Origin of the sequence: Pseudomonas sp. LB-090624 (assembly GCF_003205205.1) — a bacterium.
Taxonomy (GTDB): domain Bacteria; phylum Pseudomonadota; class Gammaproteobacteria; order Pseudomonadales; family Pseudomonadaceae; genus Aquipseudomonas.
In genome coordinates, this window is record NZ_QJRL01000022.1 from 1 (window position 1) to 25,427 (window position 25,427).

General features: G+C 58.2%; 19 protein-coding genes and 1 tRNA gene. 17 read left to right on the plus strand and 3 right to left on the minus strand.

The annotated features are described in order from the left end of the window. Positions 1–80: 80 nt before the first annotated feature. The 7 genes from apaG to DMX11_RS18665 all read left to right on the plus strand — a co-directional run bounded on the left by apaG (position 81) and on the right by DMX11_RS18665 (position 8,009). Entirely contained in the window at positions 81–461 is a 381-nt protein-coding gene (apaG, locus tag DMX11_RS18635) for a Co2+/Mg2+ efflux protein ApaG (protein ID WP_110745848.1), read from the plus strand. Further along, positions 461–1,327 carry a symmetrical bis(5'-nucleosyl)-tetraphosphatase gene (locus DMX11_RS18640; RefSeq protein WP_110745849.1) on the plus strand — a complete coding sequence of 289 codons (867 nt, stop codon included), beginning with the start codon at positions 461–463 and terminating at the stop codon, positions 1,325–1,327. The genes apaG and DMX11_RS18640 overlap by 1 nt, the downstream gene beginning before the upstream one ends. Positions 1,328–1,341: 14 nt before the next feature. Beyond that, on the plus strand, positions 1,342–1,671 hold the full coding sequence (gene glpE, locus DMX11_RS18645) for a thiosulfate sulfurtransferase GlpE (RefSeq protein WP_110745850.1): 330 nt from the start codon (positions 1,342–1,344) through the stop codon (positions 1,669–1,671). A 283-nt stretch (positions 1,672–1,954) separates the two neighbouring features. Continuing rightward, positions 1,955–3,877 carry a PrkA family serine protein kinase gene (locus DMX11_RS18650; protein ID WP_110745851.1) on the plus strand — a complete coding sequence of 641 codons (1,923 nt, stop codon included), beginning with the start codon at positions 1,955–1,957 and terminating at the stop codon, positions 3,875–3,877. A 130-nt stretch (positions 3,878–4,007) separates the two neighbouring features. Continuing rightward, entirely contained in the window at positions 4,008–5,282 is a 1,275-nt protein-coding gene (locus DMX11_RS18655; protein WP_110745852.1) for a YeaH/YhbH family protein, read from the plus strand. Beyond that, positions 5,279–6,847: a SpoVR family protein gene (locus DMX11_RS18660; protein WP_110745853.1), complete on the plus strand. Its 1,569-nt coding sequence runs from the start codon at positions 5,279–5,281 to the stop codon at positions 6,845–6,847. The genes DMX11_RS18655 and DMX11_RS18660 overlap by 4 nt, the downstream gene beginning before the upstream one ends. Before the next feature lie 55 nt (positions 6,848–6,902). Beyond that, entirely contained in the window at positions 6,903–8,009 is a 1,107-nt protein-coding gene (locus DMX11_RS18665) for a multifunctional CCA addition/repair protein (protein WP_110745854.1), read from the plus strand. Between the two features lie 59 nt (positions 8,010–8,068). On the opposite strand, the gene folK is transcribed toward DMX11_RS18665, so the two are convergent. Beyond that, the gene (folK, locus tag DMX11_RS18670; protein ID WP_110745855.1) at positions 8,069–8,578 is read right to left on the minus strand and encodes a 2-amino-4-hydroxy-6-hydroxymethyldihydropteridine diphosphokinase; all 510 of its coding nucleotides are present in this window, start codon (positions 8,576–8,578) and stop codon (positions 8,069–8,071) included. Next, entirely contained in the window at positions 8,569–8,925 is a 357-nt protein-coding gene (gene folB / locus DMX11_RS18675) for a dihydroneopterin aldolase (RefSeq protein ID WP_110745856.1), read from the minus strand. The genes folK and folB overlap by 10 nt, the downstream gene beginning before the upstream one ends. A gap of 74 nt (positions 8,926–8,999) precedes the next feature. Between folB and plsY the strand changes: the two genes are divergently transcribed. Further along, complete coding sequence (gene plsY / locus DMX11_RS18680; protein ID WP_110745857.1) at positions 9,000–9,569, plus strand: glycerol-3-phosphate 1-O-acyltransferase PlsY; 570 nt, start codon at positions 9,000–9,002, stop codon at positions 9,567–9,569. 3 nt (positions 9,570–9,572) lie between these two features. Here the strand turns inward: plsY and tsaD are convergent, their stop codons facing one another. Further along, a complete protein-coding gene (tsaD, locus tag DMX11_RS18685) occupies positions 9,573–10,598 on the minus strand; it encodes a tRNA (adenosine(37)-N6)-threonylcarbamoyltransferase complex transferase subunit TsaD (protein WP_110745858.1) in 1,026 nt (341 codons plus the stop codon). Positions 10,599–10,802: 204 nt separating this feature from the next. Between tsaD and rpsU the strand changes: the two genes are divergently transcribed. The 9 genes from rpsU (at position 10,803) to DMX11_RS18725 (ending at position 25,427) form a co-directional block, all read left to right on the plus strand. Continuing rightward, on the plus strand, positions 10,803–11,018 hold the full coding sequence (gene rpsU, locus DMX11_RS18690; protein ID WP_003255575.1) for a 30S ribosomal protein S21: 216 nt from the start codon (positions 10,803–10,805) through the stop codon (positions 11,016–11,018). Between the two features lie 302 nt (positions 11,019–11,320). After that, positions 11,321–13,303 (plus strand): DNA primase, encoded by a 1,983-nt coding sequence (gene dnaG, locus DMX11_RS18695; protein ID WP_110745859.1) that lies wholly within the window; start codon positions 11,321–11,323, stop codon positions 13,301–13,303. 67 nt (positions 13,304–13,370) lie between these two features. Continuing rightward, complete coding sequence (gene rpoD, locus DMX11_RS18700; RefSeq protein WP_110745860.1) at positions 13,371–15,221, plus strand: RNA polymerase sigma factor RpoD; 1,851 nt, start codon at positions 13,371–13,373, stop codon at positions 15,219–15,221. Positions 15,222–15,444: 223 nt separating this feature from the next. Continuing rightward, a complete protein-coding gene (locus DMX11_RS18705) occupies positions 15,445–19,188 on the plus strand; it encodes a bifunctional diguanylate cyclase/phosphodiesterase (protein ID WP_110745861.1) in 3,744 nt (1,247 codons plus the stop codon). A 16-nt stretch (positions 19,189–19,204) separates the two neighbouring features. Beyond that, positions 19,205–19,281: transfer RNA gene (locus DMX11_RS18710), tRNA-Ile, on the plus strand. 126 nt (positions 19,282–19,407) lie between these two features. Continuing rightward, complete coding sequence (locus DMX11_RS18715) at positions 19,408–20,475, plus strand: site-specific integrase (protein WP_110745862.1); 1,068 nt, start codon at positions 19,408–19,410, stop codon at positions 20,473–20,475. Positions 20,476–20,702: 227 nt separating this feature from the next. Next, positions 20,703–20,921, plus strand: coding sequence for a hypothetical protein (locus DMX11_RS18720; protein ID WP_028633554.1), 219 nt, complete (start codon positions 20,703–20,705; stop codon positions 20,919–20,921). 916 nt (positions 20,922–21,837) lie between these two features. Continuing rightward, on the plus strand, positions 21,838–22,080 hold the full coding sequence (locus tag DMX11_RS26510) for a TraK family protein (RefSeq protein ID WP_158286180.1): 243 nt from the start codon (positions 21,838–21,840) through the stop codon (positions 22,078–22,080). Between the two features lie 1,160 nt (positions 22,081–23,240). Continuing rightward, positions 23,241–25,427, plus strand: coding sequence for a sensor histidine kinase (locus DMX11_RS18725; RefSeq protein ID WP_110745863.1), 2,187 nt, complete (start codon positions 23,241–23,243; stop codon positions 25,425–25,427).

Below are 25,427 nucleotides of genomic sequence, written 5' to 3' on the forward strand. Positions count from 1 at the left end.
CCCAAGTGCCCTCTCCGCTGGCCCTCCCCCCCGCCAATGGCCTAGACTGCATTATTGCGTCAGTTCGCCAAGGCCCTTGCATGTCCGACCCCCGCTATCAAATCGACGTCAGCGTCGTGACCCGCTACCTCAAAGAACAATCCGACCCCGAAAACAGTCGTTTCGCGTTCGCCTACACCATCACGGTGCAGAACAACGGCTCGCTCAAGGCCAAACTGCTGTCGCGCCACTGGCTGATCACCAACGGTGACGGCGAGGTCGAGGAAGTGCGCGGTGCCGGCGTCGTCGGCCAGCAGCCCAACATCGACCCCGGCCAGAGCCACACCTACAGCAGCGGTGCAGTGATCAGTACGCGCGTGGGCACCATGCAGGGCAGCTACCAGATGTTCGCCGAAGACGGCAAACGCTTCGACGCCCAGATTGCCCCGTTCCGCCTGGCGGTGCCAGGGGCCCTCCACTGATGGCTACCTATGCCGTCGGTGACCTGCAGGGCTGCCTGCAGCCGCTGAAGTGCCTGCTGGAACGCGTCAGCTTCAACCCAGCCGTCGACCGCCTATGGCTGGTCGGCGACCTGGTCAACCGCGGCCCCGAGTCGCTGGAAACCCTGCGCTTCCTGTACTCGATCCGCCAGTCGCTGGTCTGCGTGCTGGGCAACCATGACCTGCACCTGCTGGCCGCCTGGCACAACGTCGAGCGCTTGAAGAAAAGCGACACCCTGCGCGAGATCATCGAAGCGCCAGATGCCGACCAGCTGTTCGACTGGCTACGCCAGCAAAAGCTGCTGCATTACGATGAAGCCAGGGGCATAGCCATGTCGCATGCCGGCATCCCGCCGCAATGGACGCTGGGGCAGGCCCTGAAGCTGGCTGAGGAGGTGGAGCAGGTGCTGCGCGACGATGGTCGCCTGAAGCTCTATCTGGACGGCATGTATGGCAACGAGCCGAACAAGTGGAGCAAGAACCTCACTGGCATCGAGCGCCTGCGAGTGATCACCAACTATTTCACGCGAATGCGCTTCTGTACCGCCGAGGGCAAACTCGACCTCAAGAGTAAAGAGGGCCTTGGCACTGCCCCTAAAGGCTACAAGCCCTGGTTTGCCCACAAGGACCGCCGCTCACGCCACGTGAAGATCATCTTCGGCCACTGGGCAGCCCTGGAAGGGCGTGTCCAGCAGCCTGACGTCATTGCTCTGGACACGGGCTGCGTATGGGGCGGCGCCATGACCCTGTACAACGTCGACAGTGGCGAATACCACCGCTGCGACTGCGCCGACGACGGCACCGTCCGCCCACCGGCACAACCCACTACACTGAACGATCAATCCTGAAGAGAGCCGTACCCATGAGCGAATTCAAGCGCATCCCTCCCGAACAGGCCCTGGCCCTTCGCGCGCAAGGTGCGGTAGTCGTCGACATTCGCGACCCGCAGGCCTTCGCTGCCGGCCACATCACTGGCGCCCGCCACCTGGATAACCATTCGGTGGCCGACTTCATCCGCAACGCCGACCTCGATGCCCCGACCCTGGTGGTGTGCTACCACGGCAACTCCAGCCAGAGCGCCGCTGCCTACCTGGCAGGCCAAGGCTTCTCTGAGGTGTACAGCGTCGACGGCGGGTTTGAACTGTGGCGCGCCACCTACCCGGCCGAGACCGCCCAAGACAGCGCCGAATAATTTTTTCATTTTTACTGCAGCCCGCGCCCCGTGCGGGCTTGCGCCTTATCAGACGAACGGTCGTTCGTAACTTCTATGCTCCTCGCCCCTTGACCTTGCAGATAACCAACTACGCTTAAGCTCAGGCCATCCAAAAAAGGGGAGAGCCGGTACACCGGCGTGCGGGTCATCGGTAGCGTTACAGGGTGTTCTGGGGGGTATACAGCAACCGGCGAACCCGGTTGCATGCCAGCATCAGCTGACTGATCCGGCGTCGTCTCCACGTATCGAGCGAGGTGACGTCATGAGTATTTTTAGCCACTTCCAACAACGTTTCGAGTCTACGCGCCAGGAAGAACTCTCGCTGCAGGAGTACCTCGAGCTGTGCAAAGAGGATCGCAGTGCCTACGCATCGGCGGCCGAACGGCTGTTGCTGGCCATCGGTGAGCCAGAGCTGATCGACACCTCTACCAACTCCAGGCTGTCGCGCATCTTCTCCAACAAGGTGATTCGCCGCTATCCGGCCTTTGCCGACTTCCATGGCATGGAAGAGTGCATCGACCAGATCGTGTCGTACTTCCGCCACGCCGCCCAAGGCCTGGAAGAGAAGAAACAGATCCTCTACCTGCTGGGCCCGGTAGGCGGCGGCAAGTCGTCGCTGGCCGAAAAACTCAAGCAGCTGATGGAAAAGGTGCCGTTTTATGCGATCAAGGGCTCGCCGGTGTTCGAGTCGCCCTTGGGCTTGTTCAATGCCACCGAAGACGGGGCCATTCTCGAGGAAGAGTACGGCATCTCGCGGCGCTACCTGAACACCATCATGTCGCCCTGGGCCACCAAGCGCCTGCAGGAGTTTGGCGGCGATATCAGCAAATTCAGGGTGGTGAAGCTGTACCCTTCCATCCTCAACCAAATCGCCATTGCCAAAACCGAGCCGGGTGACGAAAACAACCAGGACATCTCGGCGCTGGTCGGCAAGGTGGATATCCGCAAACTCGAGGAATTCCCACAGAACGACGCCGATGCCTACAGCTACTCGGGCGCACTGTGCCGGGCCAACCAAGGCCTGATGGAGTTCGTCGAAATGTTCAAGGCGCCGATCAAGGTCCTGCACCCCCTGCTCACCGCTACCCAGGAAGGTAACTACAACAGCACCGAAGGCCTGGGGGCCATTCCCTATACCGGTATCCTGCTGGCGCACTCCAACGAATCGGAGTGGCACACCTTCCGCAACAACAAGAACAACGAGGCGTTCATCGACCGGATCTACATCGTCAAGGTGCCGTACTGCCTGCGCGTCAGCGACGAGATCAAGATCTACGACAAGCTGCTGATCAACAGCTCGCTGGCCAAGGCCCACTGCGCGCCGGACACTCTGAAGATGCTGGCCCAGTTCACCGTGCTCTCACGCCTGAAAGAGCCGGAAAATTCCAACATTTACTCGAAAATGCGCGTGTATGACGGGGAGAACCTCAAGGACACCGATCCGAAGGCCAAATCGATCCAGGAGTACCGCGACTCCGCAGGCGTGGACGAAGGCATGAATGGGCTGTCGACCCGCTTCGCCTTCAAGATCCTGTCAAAAGTCTTCAACTTCGACCCGCATGAAGTGGCGGCCAACCCGGTACACCTGCTGTATGTGCTGGAACAGCAGATCGAACAGGAACAGTTCCCGGCCGAGGTCCGCGAGCGCTACCTGCGCTATCTGAAGGAATACCTGGCTCCGCGCTACATCGAGTTCATCGGCAAGGAAATCCAGACTGCCTACCTGGAGTCCTACAGCGAATACGGCCAGAACATCTTCGACCGCTACGTGCTCTACGCCGATTTCTGGATCCAGGACCAGGAATACCGCGACCCGGAAACCGGCGAAATCCTCAACCGCATCGCTCTCAACGAGGAGCTGGAGAAGATCGAGAAACCGGCCGGCATCAGCAACCCGAAAGACTTCCGCAACGAGATCGTCAACTTCGTACTGCGCGCACGCGCCAACAACAACGGCAAGAACCCAAGCTGGCTGAGCTATGAAAAGCTGCGGGTGGTGATCGAGAAGAAAATGTTCTCCAACACCGAAGACCTGCTGCCGGTCATCAGCTTCAACGCCAAGGCCAGCAAAGAGGACCAGAAGAAACACAACGACTTCGTCACCCGGATGGTGGAGCGTGGTTACACCGACAAACAGGTGCGCCTGCTGTCGGAATGGTACCTGCGGGTCAGGAAATCGCAATAAAGCGACAAGCCATACACCGTGCGCCCAGGGCGGCTAGACCAGCCCTGGGCGGCGGCAGCTGCTTTGCTGGCTTTACATGCAGCAGCTCGTAGCTTGAAGCGTGCAGCTGTTCCCAGCTACCGGAGGGACCATGAGCTACGTTATCGACCGACGCCTGAATGGCAAGAACAAGAGCACGGTCAACCGCCAGCGCTTTCTGCGGCGGTACCGCGAACACATCAAGAAGGCCGTCGAAGAGGCGGTCAGCCGCCGTTCCATCATGGACATGGAACACGGCGAGCAGATCAGCATTCCCGGCCGCGATATCGACGAACCGGTGCTGCACCACGGTCGCGGGGGCAAGCAGACCATCGTGCACCCAGGCAACAAGGAGTTCACCGCCGGTGAGCACATCCCGCGGCCGCAAGGCGGTGCTGGTGGTGGTGGCGGCCGTGGCAAGGCCGGCAATTCCGGCGAGGGCATGGATGAATTCGTCTTCCAGATCACCCAGGAAGAGTTTCTTGAATTCATGTTCGAAGACCTCGAACTGCCCAATCTGGTCAAGCGTCACCTGACCGGTGCCGACACCTTCAAGACCGTACGCGCCGGTATCGCCAACGAAGGCAACCCGTCGCGCATCAACATCGTGCGTACCCTGCGCTCGGCTCACGCGCGGCGCATTGCCCTGACCGGCAGCAGCCGCGCCCTGCTGCGCGAGGCGCAGAAGGAACTCGCCCGGCTGAAAGTTGAAGAACCGGATAATTTCACCGACATCCAGGAAGTCGAACAGGAAATTGAACGCCTGAAGGCGCGCATCAACCGCTTGCCCTTCCTCGACACCTTTGACCTCAAGTACAACCTGCTGGTCAAGCAGCCCAACCCCAGTTCGAAGGCAGTGATGTTCTGCCTGATGGACGTGTCCGGCTCGATGACCCAGGCCACCAAGGACATCGCCAAGCGCTTCTTCATCCTGCTGTACCTGTTCCTCAAGCGAAACTACGATCGCATCGAGGTGGTGTTCATTCGCCACCACACCAGTGCCCGGGAAGTCGACGAGGAGGAGTTCTTCTACTCGCGGGAGACCGGCGGCACCATCGTCTCCAGCGCGCTCAAGCTGATGCAGGAGATCATGGCGGAGCGCTACCCGGCCAGCGACTGGAATATCTACGCCGCACAGGCCTCCGACGGCGATAACTGGAACGACGACTCGCCGATCTGCCGCGAGATCCTGTCCAAGCAGATCATGCCGCATGTGCAGTACTACACTTACGTTGAGATCACCCCCCGTGAGCACCAGGCGCTGTGGTATGAGTACGAGCGCATCGGCGAAGCATTCGCCGATACGTTTGCCCAACAGCAGCTGGTATCGGCCGGCGACATCTACCCGGTCTTCCGTGAACTCTTCCAGCGCAGGTTAGCCACATGACCGCCAGAGCACAGAGACGCCAACCCATTTCCACCGGGTCCGAGTGGACGTTCGAACTGATCCAGACCTACGACCGGGAAATCAGCCGCCTGGCCGAACGTTACGCCCTGGACACCTATCCCAACCAGATCGAGGTGATCACGGCCGAGCAGATGATGGATGCCTACGCCTCGGTCGGCATGCCGCTGGGTTACCACCACTGGTCCTATGGCAAGCAGTTTCTCAGCACGGAAAAGTCTTATAGCCGTGGCCAGATGGGCCTGGCCTACGAGATCGTGATCAACTCCGACCCGTGCATCGCCTACCTGATGGAAGAAAACACCATGTGCATGCAGGCACTGGTGATCGCCCATGCCTGCTACGGGCATAACAGCTTCTTCAAAGGCAACTACCTGTTCCGAACCTGGACCGATGCCAGCTCGATCATCGATTACCTGGTGTTCGCCAAGCAGTACATCGCCCAGTGCGAAGAGCGTCACGGCATCGATGCAGTGGAAGACTTGATCGACTCCTGCCACGCGCTGATGAATTACGGTGTCGACCGCTACAAGCGGCCTTATCCGATTTCCGCCGAAGAGGAGCGGCGCCGGCAACAGGAGCGCGAAGAGCACCTTCAGCGGCAGATCAACGACCTGTGGCGAACCATTCCGAAAAGCGCGGAAAAAGGTAACGATCGCGATGAGGGGCGCTTCCCCGCCGAACCGCAGGAAAACATCCTGTATTTCATCGAAAAGAATGCCCCGCTGCTCGAACCTTGGCAGCGCGAGGTGGTGCGCATCGTGCGCAAGATCGCCCAGTACTTCTACCCGCAACGCCAGACCCAGGTGATGAACGAAGGTTGGGCAACGTTCTGGCACTACACCCTGATGAACGACCTGTACGACGAGGGGCTGATCACTGAAGGCTTCATGATGGAATTCTTGCAGTCGCACACCAGCGTGGTGTTCCAGCCTGGCTTCGACAGCCCCTACTACAGCGGCATCAATCCCTATGCGCTGGGCTTTGCGATGTACACCGACATCCGCCGCATGTGCGAAAACCCCACCGAGGAAGATCGCCACTGGTTCCCCGAGATTGCCGGCAGTGATTGGCTTTCTACCATCAAATTCGCCATGAGCAGCTTCAAGGACGAAAGCTTCATCCTGCAGTACTTGTCGCCCAAGGTGATGCGCGACCTCAAACTGTTCAGCATCCTCGATGATGACCAGCGTGACGATTTGCTGGTGCCCGCCATCCATGACGAGGCCGGCTACCGGGTGATTCGCGAGCAACTGGCAGCGCAGTACAACCTTGGCAACCGTGAACCGAACGTGCAGATCTGGAGCGTCGACCGCCGCGGCGACCGCTCGCTGACCCTGCGCCACCAGCAGCACAATCGCAAACCGCTGGGCGACTCGACCGAGGAGGTGCTCAAGCACCTGCACCGCCTGTGGGGCTTCGATATTCACCTGGAGACCGTGCAAGGCGAGCAGGTAATGAAGACCCACCACATGCCACCACGCGGCGAACACGGCGAAAGTGCCGATTATGGCCGCATGGACCTTGCCGTTATCCACCACCTCTAGCGCAACACCATGACTGCCGACGGGTTATCCTGTCGGCAGTTATGGAGGGTTGCACATGCACATCTACAAAGTTGGCGGCGCCGTGCGCGACCGCCTGCTCGGCCGCCCGGTCAGCGATATCGACTGGCTGGTGGTCGGCGCCAGTGTCGAAGAAATGCTCGCCAAAGGCTATCGCCCGGTCGGTGCCGATTTCCCCGTATTCCTGCACCCGAAAACCGGCGAGGAATACGCCCTTGCCCGTACCGAACGCAAGAGCGGGCGTGGTTATGGCGGGTTCACTTTTCACGCCAGCCCCGACGTGACCCTCGAAGAAGACCTGATCCGCCGCGACCTCACCATCAATGCCATGGCCGAAGATGAAGCCGGCACGGTGTATGACCCGCACAACGGAAAGCAAGATCTGGATCAACGCCTGTTACGCCATGTTTCCCCGGCATTCGCTGAAGACCCGCTACGCGTTCTGCGCGTTGCCCGCTTTGCTGCCCGATACGCCCCGCTGGGTTTCCAGGTTGCCGACCAGACGCTGGCGCTGATGCGCCAGATCAGTGCCTCGGGCGAGTTGCAGGCACTGACCGCCGAGCGCAGCTGGAAGGAAATCGAGCGGGCGCTGATGGAAGCGCAGCCGCAGGTGTTCTTCCAGGTACTGCGCGAATGCGACGCCCTGCCGGCCCTGCTGCCTGAGCTTGCTGAAAATGCCCCGGCCTTGGCGGCCCTGGAGCAGGCAGCGGCGCATGAACAGCCCCTGCACGTGCGCTGGGCCTGCCTGCTACGGGGGCTGGCACCCGCATCGATCAAAGCCGTCAACCAGCGCCTGAAGGCACCACGGGAATGCCAGGAACTGGCCTTGCTGACAGGGGAATGCCTGGCGCAGGCCAATCAGGCGCGGGGACTGCCTGCCACCGCACTGCTGGAGCTTTTGCAGAAATTCGATGTTTACCGCCGACCCCAGCGGTTCGAGGATTTTGTGGTCGTTTGCGAGATGGCAGCGCTGGGCGATGGCGAGCAAGGTTATCCACAGGGCGATTACCTGCGAGGCGCAGCCGTGGCGGCGCGAGCGGTGGATGTGAAGCCGTTGGTGCAGGCCGGGCTGACGGGCCAGGCACTGGGGGAAGCGCTCAAAGCTGAGCGGCTGAAAGCGGTTGAGGCTTATAAATCCAGCTGACCTGCGCGGTACCTGTGGGGGCGGCCTTGTGTCGCGCCCACAGATACCGCGCCAGACCGTCAGGCAGGCGTCAGCTGCAGCCCGCGCCACTCAAAGGCGACCGGGGCCAGGGCCTGGTCAATCTGTGCTTCTTGCCACAACTGGGCCATGGCTTTGCCCGCGCCCGGATGCATCAGCTGAGGGGCCAGCAACGACAGTGGCCACAGCACGAAAGCGTTTTTCAGGATCTCGGCCCGGGGCAATACCAGCCCATCGAACGTGCCATGCAGGTCGTCATACATCAGCACGTCGATATCCAGCGGCAAGCCTTTGCGGTCCGGCGCATAACGGCCATTATCGGCCTCGATGAACTTCAGCCGACGGTCCAGCTCCATCAACGGCAACGCGGTTTTTCCGGTGACCACGAAATTGATGAATGGCCCGCTCTTGATCCCTACCGCCTGGCTTTCGAACGCCGGCGAACAGCGCATGTCGGTAAGGATGCCGGCCAGCGCGTCGAGCCCGGCACATAAATGCGCCTCACGGTCGATATTGCTACCCAGGCCCAGGTAAACCGTGCTCAGAGACATCCGCGCTCGATCTCCACGCCTACACCACCACGGGCTGCCGGCACCGCGCCTGGCTTGGTCAGCTTCAAGCGCACCCAAGGAATGCTGAACTCGTCCATCAAGGTGGCCACCAGGCGTTCGGCAAAGGTTTCTACCAACTCGAAACGGGCCTGCTCGGCAAACGCCTGGATGCGCGCCGAAACGCTGGCGTAGTCCAGGGCCAAGTTCAGGTCATCACCAGCCGCCGCCGGGCGGTTGTCCCAGGCAAAGCTCAGGTCCAGGCGCAAGCACTGGCGAATATCCCGCTCCCAGTCATAGGCACCAATCACGGTATCGACTTCCAGGCCTTCGATGAACACTCTGTCCAAGCACTTCTCTCCACAGCACGACAAGGGCGACTGGCGCCGTTAGAATCAGGGCGTCCTCGCCCGGAATAGTTAGCATGTTTTGGTTACTGGCGTTGCTCGCCTACCTGCTCGGCTCGCTGTCCTTCGCCATTGTCCTCAGCCGCCTTTCGGGCAGCCCGGACCCGCGTTCCAGCGGCTCAGGCAATGCCGGCGCCACCAACATGCTACGCCTGGCAGGCCGTAAAATGGCGATCCTGACCCTGCTTGGCGACCTGTGCAAGGGCCTGGTGCCAGTATTGCTTGCCCGCCTTGCCGGGCTGGACCTGCAGGCACAGGCCTGGGTGGGCGTGTGCGCGGTGCTGGGCCACCTGTTCCCGCTGTACTTCTGCTTCCGCGGCGGCAAGGGCGTGGCAACGGCCGCCGGCATGCTCATGGGCCTGTACTTCCCGGCTGCCCTGCTGGCCATCGGCGCCTGGCTGCTGACCTTCTACCTTACCCGCACCAGCTCGCTGGCGGCGCTTATCGCCACGCCGCTGACCCTGCCATTGCTGGCCTGGCGCGAGCCAGAGGCGCTGCTGCCGATCAGCGTGCTGACGGTGCTGATTGTCTGGCGCCACCGCAACAACCTGCGCGACCTGTTTGCCGGGCGCGAGCGCCACTTCTGATCGTTACAGCGGCGGCAACTGCTCCATCGGCCAACGCGCCTGCACGCTGATCGCCAGGTCCTGCTGCTGCCCGGCCAGCAGTCGCTGGCAACCGGCGTAGGCGATCATCGCGCCATTGTCTGTGCAGAACTGCGGACGCGCGTAATAAACGTTGCCCTTCATGCCGGCAAGCATGTCCTCCAGCGAAGCACGCAGTGCCTTGTTGGCACTTACGCCACCCGCGATGACCAGGCGCTTGAGGCCGGTCTGCTTGAGGGCACGCTTACACTTGATGGTCAAAGTCTCTACCACCGCCTGCTGGAATGCCAGGGACACGTCGCAACGGGTTTGCTCACCGTCGTCGCCAGCATCCTTGCATTGCTGCCAGGTGTTCAGCGCGAACGTCTTGAGGCCGCTGAAGCTGAACTCCAGGCCCGGACGATCGGTCATCGGCCGTGGGAACACGAAGCGGCCAGGCACCCCCTGCTCTGCCAGGCGCGCGATTTCCGGGCCGCCTGGGTAGTTGAGTCCGATCAGCTTCGCAGTCTTGTCGAATGCCTCGCCAGCGGCGTCATCCAGGCTCTCGCCCAGCAACTCGTACTGGCCGATACCATCGACCCGGACCAGCTGGGTGTGACCGCCGGAAACCAACAAAGCGACGAACGGAAACGCCGGCGGGTTTTCTTCGAGCATGGGCGCCAGCAGGTGGCCTTCCATGTGGTGCACGCCAATTGCCGGAATGTCCCAGGCAAAAGCCAGCGCCTGGGCGCAGGAGGCACCGACCAGCAAGGCCCCGACCAGACCGGGGCCCGCGGTGTAGGCGATGGCGTCGATTTCGGTGGCGACACAGCCAGCCTCGTCCAGCACCTGGCGGATGAGTGGCAGCATGCGCTTGACGTGGTCACGCGAGGCAAGCTCGGGCACTACCCCGCCAAACACGCGGTGCAGGTCGATCTGGCTGAACAGTGCGTCGGCCAACAAACCGCGCTCACTGTCGTATAATGCGACGCCAGTTTCGTCGCAGGATGTTTCCAATCCCAGTACTAGCATGGGTTCGTCCCTTGTGGGGGCTGAGTTCGAAGCCGCGCATGATAGTCCCCGTGTCGGATGCCGACCAGCGGTTTTCGATCAGAGGCTTTGCATTCCGGCTTGCTAAGGGTTAACATCCGCAACCCTTGAAAACCGACGTTCTCCAGCACACCTTTGTTTTGCCAGGAGCACGTCTACCCCGGTAATGAATTAAGGTAGCCCTGGATGCCAGCCGTCAAAGTTAAAGAGAACGAACCCTTCGACGTAGCTCTGCGTCGTTTCAAGCGCTCCTGCGAAAAAGCCGGTGTACTGGCTGAAGTTCGTAGCCGCGAGTTTTACGAGAAGCCGACCGCAGAGCGTAAGCGCAAAGCAGCAGCTGCTGTTAAGCGTCACGCCAAGAAAGTTCAGCGCGAACAGCGCCGCGCCGTTCGTCTGTACTAATACAGACGTTCATCGCAAAGCTTCTGCCTGCCCGGCTAACCGCCGGGCGATGGCAGTGGTCGTTTTACACTTGGGCAGCTAGCCCGAGGCCCTGCACAAGCTTCATGCGAACTGCATAAAGGGCAACCTGCCTGAAACGTCAGAGCTGGTCCTCCTTGCTGTATGACCAGACGTGCACGTCCGACTGACGAGCCCCCAGGGCTGGCGACGAGCACACATTCCCTCGCACTTCCCCAAGCGGCACCCGCCCCATTCGGCGCGCGAGCGATTAGACTTGCCAGTTGCCAGATGACGAGACTGCCATGGCCGGGCTGATTCCCCAGAGTTTCATTGACGACCTGATCAACCGCCTCGACATCGTCGACGTGGTAAGTTCGCGCGTCCAACTGAAAAAGACCGGCAAGAACTACTCCGCCTGCTGCCCGTTCCACAAGGAAAAGACCCCTTCCTTCACGGTCAGCCCCGACAAGCAGTTCTACTACTGCTTCGGCTGCGGCGCCGGTGGCAACGCCCTGGGTTTCGTGATGGACCACGACAACCTGGACTTCCCCCAGGCGGTCGAGGAACTGGCCCGCGCAGCAGGCATGGAAGTACCCCGCGAACAAGGCCGCCGCGACAACAAGCCCCGCCAGCCTACCGATTCGCCGCTGTACCCACTGCTGGATGCCGCCTCGGAATTCTACCGCCAGGCCCTGCGCAGCCACCCGACTCGCAAGGCGGCGGTGGATTACCTCAAGGGCCGCGGCCTGTCCGGGGAAATCGCCCGCGACTTCGGCCTGGGCTTTGCTCCTCCCGGCTGGGACAACCTGCTCAAGCACCTGGGTGCCGATACCCTGCAACAAAAGGTGATGATCGACGCCGGCCTGCTGATCGAGAACGCCGAAAGCGGCAAGCGCTACGATCGCTTCCGCGACCGAGTGATGTTCCCGATCCGCGACAGCCGCGGGCGCATCATCGCCTTTGGCGGCCGGGTGCTCGGCGACGACAAGCCCAAGTACCTGAACTCCCCGGAAACCCCGGTGTTCCACAAGGGCCAGGAACTGTACGGGCTTTACGAAGCGCGCAAGCACAACCGCAACCTCGATGAAATCATCGTGGTCGAGGGCTACATGGACGTCATCGCACTTGCCCAGCAAGGCCTGCGCAATGCCGTGGCTACCCTCGGCACCGCCACCAGCGAAGAGCACCTCAAGCGGCTGTTCCGCGTGGTGCCCAGCGTGCTGTTCTGCTTCGACGGTGACCAGGCCGGGCGCAAGGCCGCGTGGCGAGCGCTGGAGTCGACCTTGTCGAACCTGCAGGACGGCCGCCGTGCGCGCTTCCTGTTCCTGCCCGAAGGCGAAGACCCGGACAGCCTGGTGCGCGCCGAAGGTACCGATGCCTTCATGGCCCGCATCAATCAACACGCCCAGCCGCTGGCTGACTACTTCTTCGAGCAACTGGGCGTCGAAGCCGACCCGCGCTCGCTGGAAGGCAAGGCGCACATGGCAACCCTGGCCGCACCGTTGATCGAAAAGATCCCCGGCGCCAACCTGCGCCAGCTGATGCGCAACCGCCTGAAGGAAATTACCGGCCTCGACCCACAGCAGGTCGAGCAATTGGCGCAGCAGGCGCCAGCTGCCAACAGCGTGCCGGACTACGACCCTGGCTATGACTATGACGCCATGGCCAGCTACACCCCCGACTACGGCGACATGCCACAGTACGACCATGCCCCTGTACACCAGGAGCAGGAGTGGAAGCCGAACAAGGGTGGCAGCAAGAAGCCGTGGAGCGACAAACCGTGGGACAAGAATCGCAAGGGCGGCAAGCCCTGGCAGCACCGCGACGAAGCGCCTCCACGGGTGCCCGCGCCGGTTGAGCCACCTACGCTGGCGGCCCTGCGCACCTTGCTGCATCACCCGCTACTGGCTGGCAAGGTGGAAGACGCCAGCCACTTCGCGGACGAAGAACACCTGTACAGCCAGCTGCTGGTAGCACTGATCGAAGCCGCACAGAAAAATCCTGGGCTAAGCTCAATGCAGTTGATCGCACGCTGGCATGGCACCGAACAGGGCCGCCTGCTGCGGGCTCTGGCAGAAAAGGAATGGCTGATCGTGGCCGACAACCTTGAACAACAGTTTTTCGACACTATAACTAGCTTGTCCGCCCGCCAACGCGAGCGCAGCCTGGAACAACTGCTCAGGAAATCACGTCAAAGCGAATTGACCAGCGAGGAAAAAACCCAGCTCCTCGCCCTGCTGAGCCGGAATGTTCCCGCACAAACGCCGACCTCATCTGGCGCGTGAGGCCCATGCTCGGGTATAATCCTCGGCTTGTTTTTTGCCCGCCAAGACCTTCAGTGGATAGGGTGTTATGTCCGGAAAAGCGCAACAGCAGTCTCGTATCAAAGAGTTGATCACCCGCGGTCGTGAGCAGGGCTACCTGACTTACGCGGAGGTCAACGACCACCTGCCTGAGGATATTTCAGATCCGGAACAGGTGGAAGACATCATCCGCATGATCAACGACATGGGGATCAACGTATTCGAGAGTGCTCCGGATGCGGATGCCCTTCTGTTGGCGGAAGCCGACACCGACGAAGCCGCGGCCGAAGAAGCCGCTGCTGCGTTGGCGGCAGTTGAAACCGATATCGGCCGCACGACCGACCCGGTGCGCATGTACATGCGCGAAATGGGTACTGTCGAGCTGCTGACACGCGAAGGCGAGATCGAAATCGCCAAGCGTATCGAGGAAGGCATCCGTGAAGTCATGGGCGCTATCGCCCACTTCCCGGGTACTGTCGACTACATTCTCGGCGAATATGACCGCGTCACCGCCGACGGCGGCCGTCTGTCCGACGTCCTCAGTGGTTACATCGACCCTGATGACAATATCGCCGCCCCGACCGACGAAGTGCCGGTCCCCGGTGCCAAGGCCCCTGCGGCCAAGGAAGAATCGGACGACGAAGACGAAGAGAGCGAAGGCAGTGACGACGAGGAAGAGGCCGAAAGCGGTCCCGACCCAGTTGTCGCAGCCCAGCGCTTCGGCGCGGTCAACGACCAGCTTCAGGTCACCAACAAGGTCCTGAAGAAAAACGGTCGCGGCCACAAGGAAAGCATCGAGGCCCTGCAGGCCCTGGCTGACCTGTTCATGCCGATCAAGCTGGTACCGAAGCAGTTCGAAGTACTGGTCGAACGTGTACGTGACGCCTTGAACCGTCTGCGCCAGCAAGAACGCGCCATCATGCAGCTTTGCGTCCGTGACGCCCGCATGCCACGCGCCGACTTCCTGCGCATGTTCCCGAGCAACGAAACCGACCAGACCTGGAGCGGTGACCTGGCCAAGCGCAACACCAAATGGGCTGCAGCCCTGGGTGAAAAGGACGCTGCCATCGTCGCTTGCCAGCAGAAACTGATCGACCTTGAGACCGAAACCGGCCTGACCGTTGCCGAGATCAAGGAAATCAACCGTCGCATGTCGATCGGCGAAGCCAAGGCCCGCCGCGCCAAGAAAGAAATGGTCGAGGCGAACCTGCGTCTGGTGATCTCCATCGCCAAGAAGTACACCAACCGTGGCCTGCAGTTCCTCGACCTGATCCAGGAAGGCAACATCGGCTTGATGAAAGCGGTGGACAAGTTCGAATACCGTCGCGGCTACAAGTTCTCGACCTATGCCACCTGGTGGATTCGTCAGGCGATCACCCGTTCGATCGCCGACCAGGCACGCACCATCCGTATTCCGGTGCACATGATCGAGACGATCAACAAGCTCAACCGTATTTCCCGGCAGATGCTGCAGGAAATGGGTCGCGAACCGACCCCGGAAGAGCTGGGCGAGCGCATGGAAATGCCTGAGGACAAGATCCGCAAGGTACTGAAGATCGCCAAAGAGCCGATCTCCATGGAAACCCCGATCGGTGACGACGAAGATTCGCACCTGGGCGACTTCATCGAGGACTCGACCATGCAGTCCCCGATTGACGTGGCAACGGTCGAAAGCCTGAAAGAAGCTACTCGTGACGTGCTCTCGGGTCTGACCGCACGCGAAGCCAAAGTGCTGCGCATGCGTTTCGGTATCGACATGAACACCGACCACACCCTTGAAGAGGTGGGCAAGCAGTTTGACGTAACGCGTGAGCGTATCCGTCAGATCGAAGCGAAGGCGTTGCGCAAACTGCGCCACCCGACTCGCAGCGAGCACTTGCGCAGCTTCCTCGACGAGTGATGACAAAACCCCGGCCCAGGCCGGGGTTTTTCTTTTCTGCCTGTCGCGCAGAACCCGGTTTTAATGGTGATCGGTGCAGGAATGGCGCACGCCATGAAGGCAATGTGCCCTACCCAAGTCCGCAAGACCCTGTTGTATCGGACAAAAGACCCCTCTTTCGACCGTACACCTGCCGCAATGCCCGTCTACACTCGACTTCAGACCATCTGAATGCGAGGCCGCCATGCCCTTCAAGCCGGCCATCCTGTTGCTGCTCCTGGTTTTGTGGAACACAACGGCCGGCGCGCTGACCCTGACAGACGAGGAGAAAGCCTGGCTGGCTGCCCACCCGCAGCTCAGCCTGGGCGTGGACGCCTCTTGGCCACCGTTCGAGTTTCGCGACCAGGAGGGCCGTTACCAGGGACTGGCCGCCGATTACATCGCCACGATCCAGCAACGCCTGGGCGTGGCGTTCAAGCCGGTCGAGCCCAGCAGCTGGACCGAGGTATTGGCGCAGGCGCGGGAAAACCGCATCGATTTACTGCCAGGCATCATGTCCACCCCCGAACGCCAGGTTTACCTGGCCTTCACCCGCCCCTATCTCGACTTCCCCATTGTGATCCTCGCGCACAAAGGCGGCGCGCAACCGCGTAACCTGGATGACCTGTACGGCCTGAAAATCGCGGTGGTCGAAAACTACGCGCCGCACGAGCTGCTGCGGACCCACCACCCCGATCTCAACCTGGTCGCCCTGCCCAATGTCAGCTCGACACTGCAGGCCTTGGCCACTGACCAGGTCGACGCTGTCGTCGGTGACCTCGCGTCAAGCATCTGGAGCCTGCGCCAGTTGAAGCTTGATGGTCTCTATGTCAGCGGCGAAACGCCCTACCGCTATCAGCTGGCGATGGCCGTGCCCCGCAACAACCAGGTGCTGGTCGGCATTCTGGATAAAGTGATGGCCGACATGAGCAGCAGCGAAATCAGCCAGATCCAGCAGCGTTGGGTGGGCAATGTGGTCGACCAGCGGATGTTCTGGTCGGATTTGCTGGTGTACGGCTTGCCGACAGTGCTGTTGTTGATGGGCGTACTGGCCGTGGTCATCCGCATCAACCGTCGGCTCAGCTCGGAAATTTCCCGACGCATTGCCTTGGAGCAGGAGCTGCGCAGCAGCGAGTACCACTATCGCGGCCTGGTCGAGAGCCTGTCAGCCATCGCTTGGGAAGCAGATGCCAACGACTTCACCTACAGCTATGTATCGCCGCATGCCGAAGGCCTGCTGGGCTACCCTCTGGCTGACTGGCTGAAACCTGGCTTCTGGCGCAACATCCTGCACCCGGAGGACGCCCTCTGGGCTCAGGCGTACTGCGACAGTGAAACCGCCGCCGGGCGGGACCACAGCCTGGACTACCGGGTAATACGCGCCGATGGCCAGCCACTGTGGGTGCGCAATATTGTCAGCATGATCGAGCACGGCCACCAGCCGGTAATGCGCGGCTTGATGATCGACATCAGCGAAACCAAGCGTACCGAGGACGCCCTGCGCCTGTCCGAACAGAAGTTCGCTTCGGTGTTCCAGCAGTGCCCCGATATCCTGCTGATAGCGCGCCACAGTGATGGCTGTCTACTGGAGGTAAACGAGGCTTTTGAAGAACAGATAGGCCTGACGCCGGGCCAGGTGATTGGCCGCACAGCCACCGACCTCAACCTGTGGGGCGTCGAAGGCAGCGGGCCGCTGGTGCTCGAACGCTTGCACCAGGGCGGTATCCGCAATCTGGAGATGAGCTTCCGCCGTAGCAACGGCCAACTGTTCACCGGCCTGACCTCCGCCGAAACCTTCGAACTCGACGGCACGCCGGCGCTGGTGGTGGCGGTACGCGACATCAGCCAGCTGAAGGAAACTCAGCAGCAACTGCAAACCTCGGAAGAAAAATTCGCCAAGGCGTTCCATGCGTCACCCGACGGCCTGCTGCTGTCACGCCAAAGCGACGGTTTGCTGCTGGAAGTAAACGAAGGCTTCTGCCGCCTCACCGGCTACGACCTCAACCCGACCATCGATCAGACCTCACTGGACCTGGGCATCTGGGTCGACCTCAACGAGCGTAAGCGCCTGGTGGACCAGCTCAACCGCGACGGCTTCGTGCGCGATTTCACCTGTCATATCCGCCGCAGCGACGGGCAGATCCGCCTTTGCGAGCTGTCTGCGCGGCCGCTGCCGATTACCGGCGTGGACTGCATGCTGACCATCGCCCGTGACATCACCGAACGCCACCTGATGCAGGAAAAACTGCAGCTGGCCGCAACCGTGTTCGAGAATACTGCCGAAGGCGTGCTGATTACCGACATCGACCAGCGCATCAGTGCCGTCAACCGCGCCTTCAGCGAAATCACCGGCTACAGCGAGATCGAAGCCCTCGGCCAGACCCCACGCCTGCTCGCCTCCGGCCAGCACGACAGTGCCTTCTACGTAGCCATGTGGCACCAGTTGACCGCTGAAGGCCACTGGCAGGGCGAGATCTACAACAAGCGCAAGAACGGTGAACTGTACCCCAGTTGGCTAACCATCAGCGCCGTGCGCAACAGCGAACGCGAGGTCACCCACTTCGTGGCAGTGTTCGCGGACATCTCCAGCATCAAGCACGCCCAGGCCAAACTCGACTACCAGGCCCACCACGATCCACTGACCGGCTTGCCCAACCGCGCCCTGTTCGAAAATCGCCTGCAGGCTGTGCTCACCTGCGCGCAGGTATCCAACCGCCAGGGCGCGGTGCTGTTCCTCGACCTGGACCGCTTCAAGCACATCAACGACAGCCTCGGCCACCCGGTCGGCGATTTGCTGCTCAAGGGTATCGCCCAGCGCCTGAAGGAGCAGGTACGCGACGTAGACACCGTGGCCCGCCTGGGCGGCGACGAGTTCATTATCCTGCTGCCCGGCCTGCACAAGCCGAGCGACGCCAGCACCATCGCCAACAAACTGCTGGCCTGCTTCAACGCACCGTTCCAGGCTGGCGAGCACGAGTTCTTCACCAGCGCCAGCATCGGCATCAGCCTTTATCCACAGGACGGCACTGACGTCGCCACGCTGATCCGCAATGCCGACGCCGCCATGTACCGCTCAAAAGCCAAGGGCCGCAACCGCGTCGAAGCCTACACCCGCGACCTCACCGCCCAGGCCAGTGAGCGCATTGCTTTGGAACATGAGCTGCGCCGCGCCGTGGAACGCAACGAAATGAGCCTGTGCTTCCAGCCCAAGCTCAGCCTCAAGACCCAGAACCTGGTGGGCGCCGAGGCGCTGATCCGCTGGAGCCACCCGACTTTCGGCGAAGTGCCGCCAGAGCACTTCATCCACCTGGCGGAAGAAAACGGCACCATTCTCCAGCTCGGTGACTGGGTGCTGGAGCAAGCCTGCCGGCAGATGCAGGCCTGGAAGCAGCACTACGAACCATTCGGTCCGCTGTCGATCAACCTCGCCGGCGCCCAGCTACGCCACCCGCACCTGGCCCGGCGCATCGAGCAACTGCTCAAGCACTACCAACTCAAGGCCGGCGACTTGCAGCTGGAGATCACGGAAAACTTCATCATGAGCCAGGCCGAAGAAGCCCTGGCCGTGCTGTACCAGTTGAAGAAACTGGGCGTACAGCTGGCCATCGACGACTTCGGCACCGGCTATTCCTCGCTCAGCTACCTCAAGCGCCTGCCACTGGACATCCTCAAGATCGACAAGTCGTTCATCCGCGGCCTGCCCGACGATCCCCACGATGCCGCCATCGCCCGCGCAATCATCGCACTGGGCCGCAGCATGCAGTTGACGATCATTGCAGAAGGTGTGGAGAACCAGGCCCAGCAGCGTTTTCTGGCGGCCGAAGGGTGCGAACAGATCCAGGGCTACATCGTCAGCCTGCCGCTGCCGCCAGAAGAGTTCGCGGCTACGTTTCTTCGCATAGCACTATCGGATCTTTCAGATGGCACAGCTGCGAAACCCTCGTTATAATCCGGCCACTTACTGAGGGCCTATAGCTCAGTTGGTTAGAGCAGAGGACTCATAATCCTTTGGTCCACGGTTCGAGTCCGTGTGGGCCCACCATACTCAAAGCCGCGCATTGCGCGGCTTTCGTGTTTTTGGCGGAACCACCTCAGATACAGTCCTATGGTCTAAAGGTACAAATTAGGTACAGTGCGGCTTCGCTTGCACGCCTTTGGAGTCCTTCAGATGGCTACAATCGTCAAAACCCCTGCCGGCACCTGGAAGGCCGTTATCCGCAAGACCGGTTGGCCGACCAACGCCAAAACCTTCCGCACCAAACGCGACGCTGAGGATTGGTCACGACGCACCGAAGACGAGATGGTGCGCGGTGTGTACATCCAGCGCAGCGGCTCTGAGCGCATGACGCTGGAAATAGCGCTCAAGCGCTACCTGACCGACATTACACCCACAAAGAAGCCTACGACTCAACGCGGTGAGATCTCCAAGGCTAAAAAGCTAACGGAGCATCTGGGCAAGTATTCTCTCGCAGCCCTTTCCGCTGAAACCATTGCCAACTATCGCGACAAGCGCCTTAACGAGCCAGGCCGCGCGGGCACGACCAGCAACAACACCGTTCGCCTGGAGCTGGCTCTACTGAGCCACGTTTTCACGGTCGCGATCCAGGAATGGGGGCTGGGCCTGACGTTTAACCCCGTGTTGAATATACGCAAGCCAAGCCCCGGGGAGGGTCGCAATCGTAGGCTCTCGCCGGATGAGGAACGGCGGCTATTCGCAGAGGTGAATCGGCATAGCAATCCAATGCTTGGGTGGATCGTTGGCATCGCTCTGGAAACTGGTATGCGCTCAGGTGAAATCGCGTCGCTACGCAGAACTCAGGTGGATACAGAGCGACGCATCGTAAGACTGGTCGACACGAAAAATGATGGTCAACGAACTGTGCCACTGAGCAAGCGAGCCACAGAGCTTTTCAGAGCCGCGATGATGAATCCAGCTCGCCCTAGCGAGTGCAACTTGGTGTTTTTCGGTGAGCCCGGTAGAGATGGAAAGCGCCGCCCCTATGCGTTCACAAAAATCTGGGGGCTGTTGGTTAAGAAGCTTCAGCTATCCGACTTTAGATTTCACGACTTGAGGCATGAGGCTGTCAGCCGCTTGGTGGAAGGTGGTCTTTCCGACCAAGAGGTATCAAGCATCAGCGGCCACAAATCGATGCAAATGTTGAAAAGATACACACATCTACGTTCCGAAGATCTAGTAGCCCGGCTGGACAACATGCCAAATAACAAAAAAGTTTAGCTAAAAAATCAAAACAGCTTAGCTAAACTCAGCACTATAGCCGCACCACACGAGGTGAGGTTCAAATTTAGCGGCTAAAACAGCTACGGCTTTAAACAAGTTGAGCTAAAACAAGAACGGAGAACTATAGCTAAACCATCCCGCTGTCAAGCCAATATTCAAAAAGTTCTTTATAAATTTGCGCTAGGTGTCATAGGATATCCGAAATTAAGCGGAGGACACCTAGCATGACCACTGAAGAATATATACGCGACTTATTCTCTGGGGCTCCACTCTTGTCCCTCGAACAGCTTGCGGAGGTGCTACACAGAAGCAAGGATGGCTTGAGGATCAGTCTGAGTGGCGACAATGAGGTATCGAGAAAATTCCTCCCCTGTAAGGTGAGAATTGGCAGGAGGATTTATTTCAGAACCGCAGATGTAGCCAAGGTGCTTGAGCAGGGCTGACGAAGATGTCTATATCCCTAGTTGTAAAAAGAAAGGTATCCAGCCATTTCACAATCATCCCTAACGATGTAATAAGCGACTCAAACCTGAGTTGGAAATCGTTGGGCCTACTTGTGAAATTACTATCACTACCTCCAGGCTACCCATACCTGACGGTGGAATCGCTATCTAAGAAAAACGGCACTGGTACAGCCGCAACCAGGAGCGGATTACAGGAGTTGGAGGACGCAGGCTACTTGAGTATCAAGCGCACCCATGACTCCCGAGGCCGATTCGCAAAAACGGTATGGCATATATCTGACGAGCCCAATAGCCAAGCCTCCGCTGCACCATATTGCGATAACCCGAACATGGATAAACCGCACACGGAGCAGCCGCACCTGGGGAAACAAGCACATATAAATACTAACAAAGCAATAAAACCAAGAAATAAGAAAACTACTACGTCCCTCGACGATGTACCGGTAGCCGATGGTCCGCCGCTGAGGTTGACGGCATTGGTATCAGCTGAAACGAGAAGCCAAATTTTCAAGGCGCTGGAGCAGGTTGCTCCCGTTGACCACCAACGCATGCTGGACGAACTGTCGGCTGCGATCAAAGCGGGATCTATCAAAACCACAGCAGTTCGGTGGTTTCACGGAATCATCAAGCGATATCGAGATGGCAGCTACAACTTCAAGGACCGAGCACCTGCGGGGAAACCTAGGCGTGACGATAACGCACCTCACTTTACCTCGACAGACAACCCGGAAATAGGCCCGTCAAGTGTCAAGAACGAGAACCGGTCGACCGTAGGAAAGGAGTACTTGAAGAAGTTAAGGACAAATAGGTCTAGCTCTGGCACATCACCAGTCCGAATTTTGACAAATGAGAAACCAAGCGCTAGCTCTGAGATTTAGTCATCCATGAGGTTGAGATGAAATCCCTTACCATACGGATCGCGGAACGAGTAATCGCGACCTACCCTCCTTCAGACCCGAGTACCAATTTGGCCAAGTTCATCTTGCTACGCGAGGAAATTCTGCAAGCGATTGAAGGTGGTTGGTCCTTACTAGGGATCTGGAAGACTTTGCATGATGAAGGATCTATCGACTTTGGCTATCAAGCTTTTCGTCGTTACGCCAGGAAATTACTACCTAAAAACTGCGGTGTTCAATAGCTATTGAACACCGTTGCTTAGCCGAACAATCGTTGCCCTAGAGTTCAAACCCCGATCATTTCCTTTGTTTAAGCGATCAGCTAATAATTAAACGCTGTAGCATACATGTTGCACGCCTGAGTTCACTACTGACGCTCATTTCAGCTACACGAATATTCAGGGCAAGACAGGTGAAGTTAGCTAACCGATAAGTCGGTTAGCTAACTTCACGTTGGCGTATTCGCGCCTACGGCGCTCAATGCTGTTTTGCTCTGTGAAGCGGTAGCTGCAGCAACGCTGACAACGGAAGGTCAGTTGAAGCGCACCAATGAGCGAAAGAAATGCATTCGAAAAATTTGGAGAAACCTCTTCGGTCGCTCACATTTGCCAAGGAAGAGGCATTCTGAAAACCTGATCGCGTCCCTCCACAACGCTAAAACCTGCAAAAATATTGACTGGTCCACGATCAACACTTCACTAGCCATGCCCAGATGTTTAGAAGCATTTTCGGACACATGGCAAGCCGGCTTCACCCATCAGCGGTACGATGGCAGACGGCCGCCCCCATTAGGCTCCAACACATTCGAGAGTCGAGAGAGCACGGCTCATCTAGCGTTCACAGCAGAGGTTAGGTCGTCCATAAGCCATGGACAAAAGCCCTACCCCTCTTGAGTCAGCGCGATCAATTCGCCATCATCAGCGACGGAAAAGTATGGGGATCTCGACACACCAGGTCGGGCATACCCGATAACACCATCCAGACGATCTAGGCAAGGAAGGCAATGAACAACGGCCCCCGGCTGTACCCATTTCGCGACAGCCTAGTTTGGCTGAGTTCGAAGACGCGAGTGATCGACCGACTCAGGTCTCCACGGGTCAAACGCCAGATAAGTCAGCCACAGGTACGCCGGCCCACCTCCTGCTGTGTCGGACAAGCGAGCCTGTCGCCGCCTAGACAGAGTCACGTCCTACCTCAACGGACAGGCCAACAATCTGCTCCACTAACCTTGAGGACCTGGGTGCGCAAAAGGAATATGAGTGATTGGCTCTCAAGCAGCGAGCGCAGGTACAGTGGAGACAGGTACAAGATCCACTATATTACAGAGCGAACAAGCAGGCGAAATATATTCAAATTGAATTGAATATGCCAATCCATCAATTAAAGCTGAGCGCCATTAGAAATGCAAAAAAAGACCACATCGTTCCGGCCTAAAGCAAGAATAATGGAGCTGCTTGGCGAGCAGCTTATTAAGAATCATACCCTAGCACTTTTCGAACTAGTTAAAAACTCATATGACGCAGATGCCTCCGAAGTCAATCTAAACCTTGTGAACATAGATAAAGACAACGGCACAATAATAGTAAAAGATGATGGCTACGGAATGAGTTTTCAGACTGTAACAGAGGTCTGGATGGAGCCGGCGCACGGCCACAAATTAGAAAAAAGAATTAAAGGCATAAGAACTGAAAAAGGACGATTACAAGTAGGAGAAAAAGGAGTTGGACGGTTTGCTGTTCACAGGCTTGGCACGAAGATATTGATGGTAACACGAGCTCAAGGCCAACCTGAAGTAGTTGTCGATATAGACTGGGAGAGTTTCTCCAAATCCGAATATCTAGATCAAGCCAAGATAGATATTTATGAAAGACCACCAGAGGTCTTCATGAAACGCAGCACCGGCACATATATAAAAATCTCCAACCTTAAACAAACCTGGAAGCGCGGCGACATCAGAAGACTTTACAGATCAGTAAAGGCTATGACTCCTGCACCCCTAGAAGTAGAAGGTAACGAGAGAAAAAAAGAAGATGGATTCGAAGTAAACTTCAAGGTCATACCTGAGAAAGATTGGTTAACAGACTTGTTCGACCCTGTACTTGCAGAAAGCCAGAGCCTGTTTAGTTTTGACTTTGAACTATCAAACAGCGGCCTTAGCTATACTTACAAGTACACTCCTTATTCCGCTATAGTTGCCGACTATAAAGACATCGTGACTGGCAGGGAGACTCCAATTGACCTTGCCTCTTTCGAGTTCTTCCGCTTCCGACATCCTGAGGACGGCGAAAACTGGAAGGAACGAAAGAAGAGGCCATACAAACCAGATCTTTATAGAACGTCCCCACCAGATAATCCAGGTTTGGAAATAGGCACCCTCAAAGGCCGAATTATTGGGTTCGACTTCGACAAAGAAATCCTTCGCTACATTAAAGATGAAGCCGGAGGACTAGAAGATTACGTAAAACAACAAGGCGGAATAAAAGTTTATAGAGATGGACTCCGGGTATACAACTACGGCGAGCCGGGTGACGACTGGCTTGGACTCGACCATCGGAGGATTCAAGGTCCCACAAGAAAATTTGGTAGCAAACAGATAATTGGCGAGCTACATCTTGAGCTAGACGGAAGTCCGGGACTACAGGAAAAGACAAATCGTGAAGGCTTCGTTGAGAATAATGCCTACAACGAACTTGTATACGCGATGATCTGTATCGTTTCTCAATTTGAAGCAGAAAGAAATAAAGACAAACGAAAACTGAAGGATGCTCTCAACACATCTCCCGGAACGCCGCACGGGAAGAAAAAAGAGAGCATTGAAGAAATACTGAATGAGCTAGAGCAAACGGTATTAAAGAACAAAGAACTAGACCAACAGATAGGACAGTTGGTAAGGGGTGTTGGCAAAAGCTATAGAGAAACAAGAGACGTAATGCTTTCAGCCGCTGGAGCTGGACTTGGGTTGGTCACTGTATTCCACGAGCTGGAGCGTGGCGTAAAAGGGCTTAACTCGAGTATCGCAGACGGAGCACCATTAGATCAACTGAAGCAAATGTCTAACGAGCTAGTCTCTATTCTGCAGGGGGCCATGTACATGGTCAGCAATAAACGAATGGAGGAAATGAGCGCATCGAGCCTCGTACAATATGCCCTACTGACACAACAGAGAAGATTTAAACGACATAAGATTACTTTCTTAGATGGCTTCAAAAATTCTCCTCAGCTAGACTTCAAAATTAAAGGCATGAGAAGAATGCTCACCTCGGCCCTGGTGAACATAATAGATAATGCCATATATTGGCTCGACGAAGTAGAGACCGAACGCTGCATATGGATTTCTCCATCTGCTGAGCTTGAGGCTCCATCGATAATCATTGCTGATAATGGACCCGGCTTCATTGATGAACCTATAGATTTAGTACAGCCATTTCATACCCGAAAACCGGCAGGAATGGGGATCGGCCTCTATTACGCAGACATGGTGATGAAGTCTCACGCAGGGCGGCTTTCGTTCCCAAACACAGATGCAGTCGACAGGCCAAAAGTAATAACTGGAGCCTGTGTCGGCCTAGTATTCAACAAGGAAGCTTAA

Excerpts from the sequence above, each read along its gene's own strand:
- folK (WP_110745855.1), bottom strand. The coding sequence starts at position 8,578 with ATGTCTCTGAGCACGGTTTACCTGGGCCTGGGTAGCAATATCGACCGT.
- plsY (WP_110745857.1), top strand. The coding sequence starts at position 9,000 with ATGTTTTGGTTACTGGCGTTGCTCGCCTACCTGCTCGGCTCGCTGTCC.
- glpE (WP_110745850.1), top strand. The coding sequence starts at position 1,342 with ATGAGCGAATTCAAGCGCATCCCTCCCGAACAGGCCCTGGCCCTTCGC.
- DMX11_RS18650 (WP_110745851.1), top strand. The coding sequence starts at position 1,955 with ATGAGTATTTTTAGCCACTTCCAACAACGTTTCGAGTCTACGCGCCAG.
- rpsU (WP_003255575.1), top strand. The coding sequence starts at position 10,803 with ATGCCAGCCGTCAAAGTTAAAGAGAACGAACCCTTCGACGTAGCTCTG.
- dnaG (WP_110745859.1), top strand. The coding sequence starts at position 11,321 with ATGGCCGGGCTGATTCCCCAGAGTTTCATTGACGACCTGATCAACCGC.
- DMX11_RS18640 (WP_110745849.1), top strand. The coding sequence starts at position 461 with ATGGCTACCTATGCCGTCGGTGACCTGCAGGGCTGCCTGCAGCCGCTG.
- DMX11_RS18655 (WP_110745852.1), top strand. The coding sequence starts at position 4,008 with ATGAGCTACGTTATCGACCGACGCCTGAATGGCAAGAACAAGAGCACG.
- DMX11_RS18660 (WP_110745853.1), top strand. The coding sequence starts at position 5,279 with ATGACCGCCAGAGCACAGAGACGCCAACCCATTTCCACCGGGTCCGAG.
- DMX11_RS18705 (WP_110745861.1), top strand. The coding sequence starts at position 15,445 with ATGCCCTTCAAGCCGGCCATCCTGTTGCTGCTCCTGGTTTTGTGGAAC.
- DMX11_RS18715 (WP_110745862.1), top strand. The coding sequence starts at position 19,408 with ATGGCTACAATCGTCAAAACCCCTGCCGGCACCTGGAAGGCCGTTATC.
- DMX11_RS18720 (WP_028633554.1), top strand. The coding sequence starts at position 20,703 with ATGACCACTGAAGAATATATACGCGACTTATTCTCTGGGGCTCCACTC.
- tsaD (WP_110745858.1), bottom strand. The coding sequence starts at position 10,598 with ATGCTAGTACTGGGATTGGAAACATCCTGCGACGAAACTGGCGTCGCA.
- rpoD (WP_110745860.1), top strand. The coding sequence starts at position 13,371 with ATGTCCGGAAAAGCGCAACAGCAGTCTCGTATCAAAGAGTTGATCACC.
- apaG (WP_110745848.1), top strand. The coding sequence starts at position 81 with ATGTCCGACCCCCGCTATCAAATCGACGTCAGCGTCGTGACCCGCTAC.
- DMX11_RS26510 (WP_158286180.1), top strand. The coding sequence starts at position 21,838 with ATGAAATCCCTTACCATACGGATCGCGGAACGAGTAATCGCGACCTAC.
- DMX11_RS18665 (WP_110745854.1), top strand. The coding sequence starts at position 6,903 with ATGCACATCTACAAAGTTGGCGGCGCCGTGCGCGACCGCCTGCTCGGC.
- DMX11_RS18725 (WP_110745863.1), top strand. The coding sequence starts at position 23,241 with ATGCAAAAAAAGACCACATCGTTCCGGCCTAAAGCAAGAATAATGGAG.